The organism is Rhizobium sp. 05L419 (assembly GCF_056397845.1).
On the sequence record NZ_JBFTOF010000002.1, the window covers coordinates 350814 to 356942 of the forward strand.

At 58.9% G+C, this 6129-nt stretch carries 3 protein-coding genes; 1 reads left to right on the forward strand and 2 read right to left on the reverse strand.

Annotated features, from left to right (window positions below; all coding sequences use genetic code 11):
- Positions 1–72 precede the first annotated feature (72 nt).
- Positions 73–1299: an MFS transporter gene (locus AC1DMK_RS04005; RefSeq protein ID WP_037061007.1), complete on the forward strand. Its 1227-nt coding sequence runs from the start codon at positions 73–75 to the stop codon at positions 1297–1299.
- 100 nt (positions 1300–1399) lie between these two features.
- Here AC1DMK_RS04005 and AC1DMK_RS04010 read toward each other — a convergent pair whose 3' ends face one another.
- Entirely contained in the window at positions 1400–2167 is a 768-nt protein-coding gene (locus AC1DMK_RS04010) for an SDR family NAD(P)-dependent oxidoreductase (protein WP_477857256.1), read from the reverse strand.
- A gap of 2933 nt (positions 2168–5100) precedes the next feature.
- Positions 5101–6129: IS4 family transposase (locus tag AC1DMK_RS04015; protein WP_477857257.1), on the reverse strand; the 1029-nt coding region annotated here is incomplete at its 5' end.

Below are 6129 nucleotides of genomic sequence, written 5' to 3' on the forward strand. Positions count from 1 at the left end.
CAAGACCAAAACACGAAAGCGGGACGGCAGCAAGTCGTCTATCCCCGGATGGTCAAACGACGGAGTAAAATCGTGACAAACAGCGCAACGACGGCAGAGAGGCACTCTGCGGAACAGACAGTCTTCGGCATCATCATGGCGGTGAGCTTCTGCCATCTTCTGAACGACACCATGCAGTCGTTGATCCCTGCCCTCTATCCGATGATCAAAGGCACCTATGGACTCGATTTCACCCAAATCGGCTTCCTCGGTCTCGTGTTTCAAGTCACGGCGTCGCTCCTGCAGCCCCTGATCGGCATCTACACCGACAAGCGCCCGCTGCCTTACTCCCTTTCCATCGGCATGGGCTTCACCCTGATCGGCCTCGTCCTGCTCGCCTATGCGCACTCCTACTGGGTGCTGCTGATCGGCGCAGGGGTGGTCGGCCTCGGCTCGGCGGTGTTCCACCCCGAATCGTCGCGCGTCGCCCGGCTTGCATCCGGCGGGCGCCACGGCCTTGCCCAATCGCTGTTCCAGGTGGGCGGAAACTTCGGATCGGCGATCGGTCCGTTGCTTGCGGCCTTCATCGTTCTGCCGCGCGGCCAACAGAGTGTGGCCTGGTTCTCGCTCGCAGCCCTCACCGGCATGATCATTCTCTGGCGTGTCGGCGCATGGTATGCGAACCACCGCAAGACAAGCGCGGGTCGCAAGAGCGCAGTCGTTGCCGTGCAGCTGCCGCGCCGCAAGGTAATCATGGCAATCGCCGTGCTCGCGGTGCTGGTCTTCTCTAAATACGTCTACATGACGAGCCTTTCGAGCTACTATACCTTCTACATGATCGAGCGCTTCCAGGTTTCGGTGCAGGAGGCGCAGATCCTGCTCTTCGTGTTCCTAGGCGCGGTTGCCATTGGCACCGTGGCGGGCGGACCGATCGTCGACTGGTTCGGCACCAAGTTCGTGATCTGGTTCTCGATTCTCGGCGCCCTGCCCTTTACGCTTGCCCTGCCCTACGCCGACTATACCTGGACAATCTTGCTCACCTTCCTGATCGGCGTGATCCTGGCCTCGGCCTTTTCGGCGATCGTCGTCTTCGCGCAGGAATTGGTGCCCGGCCGCGTCGGCATGATCGCCGGACTGTTCTTCGGCTTCGCTTTCGGGATCGGTGGCATCGGGGCAGCCGGACTCGGCATGGTGGCGGACCGGATGGGCATCGAGTTCGTCTATCGCATCTGCTCGTATCTGCCGCTGCTTGGCCTGTTGACCATCTTCCTGCCGGATATCGGCAAGGGTCGCCGCCACGCAACGAAGACCGTCAGGTAGCCAACCCTCGGCGTCGCCTGTAGGGTGAGCCTCCAAAAACGAGATGCGCCGAGGCTTGCCGCCTCGGCCCTTTCTTATCCGCCGAATGCCGCCGGCCTCGCTAGATCGCCGTGAACCCGTTATCGACGAACAGATGGGCACCGTTGACGAAGATCGACTCGTCGCTGGCAAGATAGAGCGCCGCCCTCGCCACATCCTCTGGCTCGCCTATGCGCCCCTGCTGTGCGGCGATTGCGGCATCCGATACATCCACGCCCAGCGCCTGCAGCTCGGTCACTTCTCGCAGACCGTGCGGGGTCCGGATAAAGCCGGGGCAAACCGCATTGCAGCGGATGTTGCGGTCCCGGAACTCGACGCCGATCGCCCGGGCAAACATGTGGACCGCGCCCTTCGTGGTGTCATAAAGGACTTCCATGGGCGTCGCGGCAACCGCGGAAATCGAAGACGTGCAGACAATGGAACCGCCGCCGGCTGCGATCATGCCGGGCAGCACGGCCCGCGTCATCAGGAACATCGAACGTACGTTGACCGCATGCAGCCATTCCCACTCCTCAAGGGTGGTCTCCAGGAAAGGCTTGATGACGATCGTTCCCGCATGATTGAAAAGAACCGTGACAGCGCCGAACCGCTCCTCGACGCCTTTGACCGCGCTGATGACGGCCGCCTCGTCCGACACGTCGGCAACCCAATGATCGGCAACGCCCCCCGCATCCCGAATCGCTTGCACGGTCTCGCGTGCTGCCGGCTCGTTGCGGTCGACGATCGCCACCTTGGCGCCCTCGCTTGCAAATAGCCGCGATGCTGCCCCGCCCATGCCAGTCGCTCCGCCGGAGATAATGGCAATCTTGCCCTTCAGTCTGTCGACCATGTCTCATCCTCGCCCATTGGTTTTCCGTGCCGCCACCCGCTTCGGGGACGAACGCTTTCACAGCTCTGCCAAGTGTTGAAGAGAGTCCGCGACAATGTCCAGTCGCGGTAACCAAGGGGCGACGCAGTACACGGATACCGGCAGTGTTCAAACACGGATCATCGCGACCCAGCCCCGTGGCCAAAGTTTCTTCGTCGGGACCGGAGAGCGAAAAAATCCCTTGCTTTTGTTCCCACTTAGGCCACCCGTAGGAGCGTCGTCGTTTCCATTTGGTCTCGACCGGAGCAAGGAGGCCTACTATGGCAAAGGGTCAAGTTAGAAGTAATCGCGAAACGCGAAAGCCGAAGAAAGACAAGTCGGCGGCTGCGCCCCACTCAGCGCAGGGTGCGCAGGTCAAACAGGCAAGCAGCCCGCTCACACTTGGAAAAAAAGACAAGTAAAAGTACTCGAAAAACAGCCCCGCTGACCGAAATCAACGGGGCGCCAGAAACATCATGTCCCCAGGTCCGACAAGCGAACGCACCGTTTGCACCATATCTCAGGTTGTATCTCAACCCCCGCAATTTAAGGCATTGCATGCGCCTGAAAATTGCCGCCGCGATACGGCGATTCGCACCACTTGCGCAGCAGGCCAAGGCTCGCAACGACGGTCGCAGTAAAACCCCATGCGCCGGCCCTGATACGACGAAGGTGGAGTTGTGGAAGCACCGAAAAAGCAAAATATTGCAAGAGAGTTGGCACCCCTGTGGGGCGGTCTCGTGCGACGGGCTACGCGGACAGCACCGCTGTTGACGCACGACAGTTTGAAAGGGCAGTAGCATTGGGAACGGATGAAAATGATCGGGCACAACGGCCGAACGGCCGGGTCACGAAGGCCGTACTCTTGCTGGCAATGGTCTTGGCAGTGATCACCGCAGTTGGTGGTTTTATCGCGGTGTACAAAGCGGTTTTCGTCTATTCGCTGCAGTAGAAAATGCGGCGATCAGCCAACACGCATAAATGCGAATCGCGCGTAGCGGAACAATAATTCGCCCGGAAACGTTTCTTGAAGGCAATGGAGGTTGCCTGAGGAGGATAACATGAGCGATCGCGCTGTTGGTTTTTTGGTAGCCGTTGAACTTTCCGCCCTCATCTGGGCCGCGATGTTTGTCTTGGCCCTCTGGACTTTGTGAGGTTTGGCCGTCGTCCGGTCAAACGGGATCTGTGACCGGCCGTCATAGACGCGCGATCCGTGTATCTCTTGCACGAAGCGCACGTACCGCCCTCCGCGCTCGGCGCGTTTTTCTTGGTCTAGCTGGCGCTGACCTGCCAGAGCCCGTGCTTGTCCCGGCGCTCTTGCCATCCGAGCTTTTCGAACACTCCTCGAAACGATCAGCACCCTTTGCCAGGTCCGATCCTCTCTCGGCTTCGACTTTCTTTTCTTCCCGCCAGCTCCAATGCAGGTCGCCGGTAAGGTCTGAACACATCAACGAAGCCGTCACGCGCCGCGCTCGCCCTCGAGCTCGCCGGCGCATTTGCCGGAATTTAACAGACCATTCATAAAATCGCGGCTATTCATCGAGCCGATTATGAGCGAGATGTGAGCAATGATATGCAAAATTGCTGCCATCGTCGTCTTAGGGGCCGGTATATTAACCGCTGTTTACGCAAGCGGAGGCCAGAAATCCTATCCATCAAACTGGCCCGAGATCCACTCTCCCAAGACAAGTCGCGTCGTGGTCACTGATTGAGCTCGTACAGCCACATTGTCTTGCTGATCAGCGCCGAAATTACCGTCATGCGTCCCACGGCATCCTTGCACTTGTTGCAGGCATGCGCGTAGGAGCGATCATCATCGAGCTATACCAGCAAGGCGTGAAAGACGAGAACCACTTGCACATCCGAGCCATCGCGTGGCGTCATCCACATGCAAGGAACCTCGCCGGCCTGTTATGCATTTCTGCACGGCATACCGGTTGCCACCTGCCCCGCCAACACCGCGGGCTCTTTTTGACATCAGTCGTCAGTGGGTTCTGACTGACGGGTCAGTCGGGCGACATATCTTTCGAACGTATTCCAACAAGATAGGGTCGTCAGCCAGGCGCTCCTGAAACCTCTTCTCGTCGAGTTGGCCGAGTCTGTAGGCTTCGAGCAGATTTCTCTGTTCATTTGTCAACGCGGGGAGATGCATCGGCGCCGCATGTCGCGCTTCCCCCGATGCCTGGGGGACGCTTTTCATCGTCTTTTCGAAGTCGGGTCTCTGAGATGGCATGGCGGTTCCTCCTTCCAATGGAAGAACGGCCGACCGGCCATCCAGTTCCGTTTGGCTTATCGGCTCCGGCTCTGCCCTAGCCGATCGCGTTTTTCGCGTAGATCCAGCCGCCATTGTTCCTGCCTCGCGGAGATCCGTCGAGGCGCCGCCCGCACAAAGAGACACCGCGCCAAAAATAGGGGGCGTCTACCAGGACACCTCGAACAAAGCGCGCTGTTGCCCGTTTGCACTAGGCTAGCTGGTATTCAAATCGTACAACAACGCTAGGGGTGTACGGAGGAGAAAACGATGATCGTTTTGTCGATTGGTCTTTCTGTTGCAATCGTCGCAATAACCGGCGCGTTTGTAGTTTACCGCTAGTGGGAACGACCACTTCGGCCGCTCTCTAGGCGGTCGAGGCGATATTTTAGGTTTTCCGCCACTGTTCTTGATCGGTGCAACCGCGATCAAGTTCTTCGCTTAGAACAGTCTGATCGCGGATATTCCTGACCGCGGCTTCTGTTCGCTGACGGTCTTCCGCCCCTCGCACTGTCCGCCACCGGCAACCGCGATTGGTCACACGTTCCCGAGGCTGCGAGCGGCGCCTTGGCAAGGGTATGCGCGTCCTTTGTAGGGTCGAGCACCTGCATTGAGCATTCTCCGATTGCGGAAAGGAAAAAGGCCCCCGTTAGGGTAATGCAGTTCACTTAAGGGCCATTACGGTTCTGCTATTGTAGCGTGCTGGCAGATTTTTGACGACACGGGGGCAAGCACGCCCCCGTTTTGTTGTGATGAGCAAGTCTGCCAATCTGTGCCTCAATCTGGAGAGGTGAGCGGGAATTTTGCCGGGGGATTCGATGGCTATCCATCCCCATTCGTGACGTAAATAGTGCAAGGCTGCGGTGAAGCTGAGTTCGATCGGCCTGACTTCGGCTTCGACAGCGACTTCTGCCATTTCCAACCGCACCAGATTGTAGGCCAGCAGAGCGCCCCAGACCTCCTGATAGACCGTTTCCGGCGTGCCGCTGCGCAGGGTCAATTCGCTGCCGAGAAGGTCCTGCTTGAGCTCGCGGTAACTGGTCTCGATGCGCCATCGTTCTTCATACTGAAGTACGATTTCGTTTGCCGGATACGCTTTGGTGTCCATCAGCGACGTCAACAGAATGCGCTTTTTCCCATGGCGGGTGGTTGTCTCGATTGCTCTGGCCTCCCAGAACCCCGGCAATTCCGGCTCCGCCTGCCGTGCCTGCGCCGAGACTTTCATGCGCACCCGATAATCGCCGGGGTTCTGGTCAAGACGCTCCCATGTGCTGTTGGCTTTGGCCGGGATCAGCCAATGACGCTGCGCTCCCTTTGTGTGTAACTGCAGCAAGAGACTGGCGCTGAAGAAACCCTTGTCGAAGACGGTCAGAGAACGGTCCGGCACCTGATCAAGCAGGCTTTTGGCATAAAGCATCTCGTTTTTGCCGTAAGCCCCGAACACCGCATCACGCACCAGATGCGTGGCAAGGGCCGTGAGCGTCAGAAGCCGCAATTGCGGATAACTTGCGACCACGCCGGAGGCATAAGCCTGTGCTCCAAAGTGCGCGCGGTTCTCCTCACTGTCAGACGTGCGCAGCGTGCTGCCGTCCACCGCATAGCGGGCAAGCCCTCGCCAGGACCGGCCGGATTGATGACGCTCATCCCAACAGGCCGAACTCATGGCAAAGAGCTGCGCCAAGGGCGCTTGGCC

Bases quoted from the DNA above. Each gene is read 5' to 3' on its own strand.
- AC1DMK_RS04010 (WP_477857256.1), bottom strand. From the start codon at position 2,167: ATGGTCGACAGACTGAAGGGCAAGATTGCCATTATCTCCGGCGGAGCG.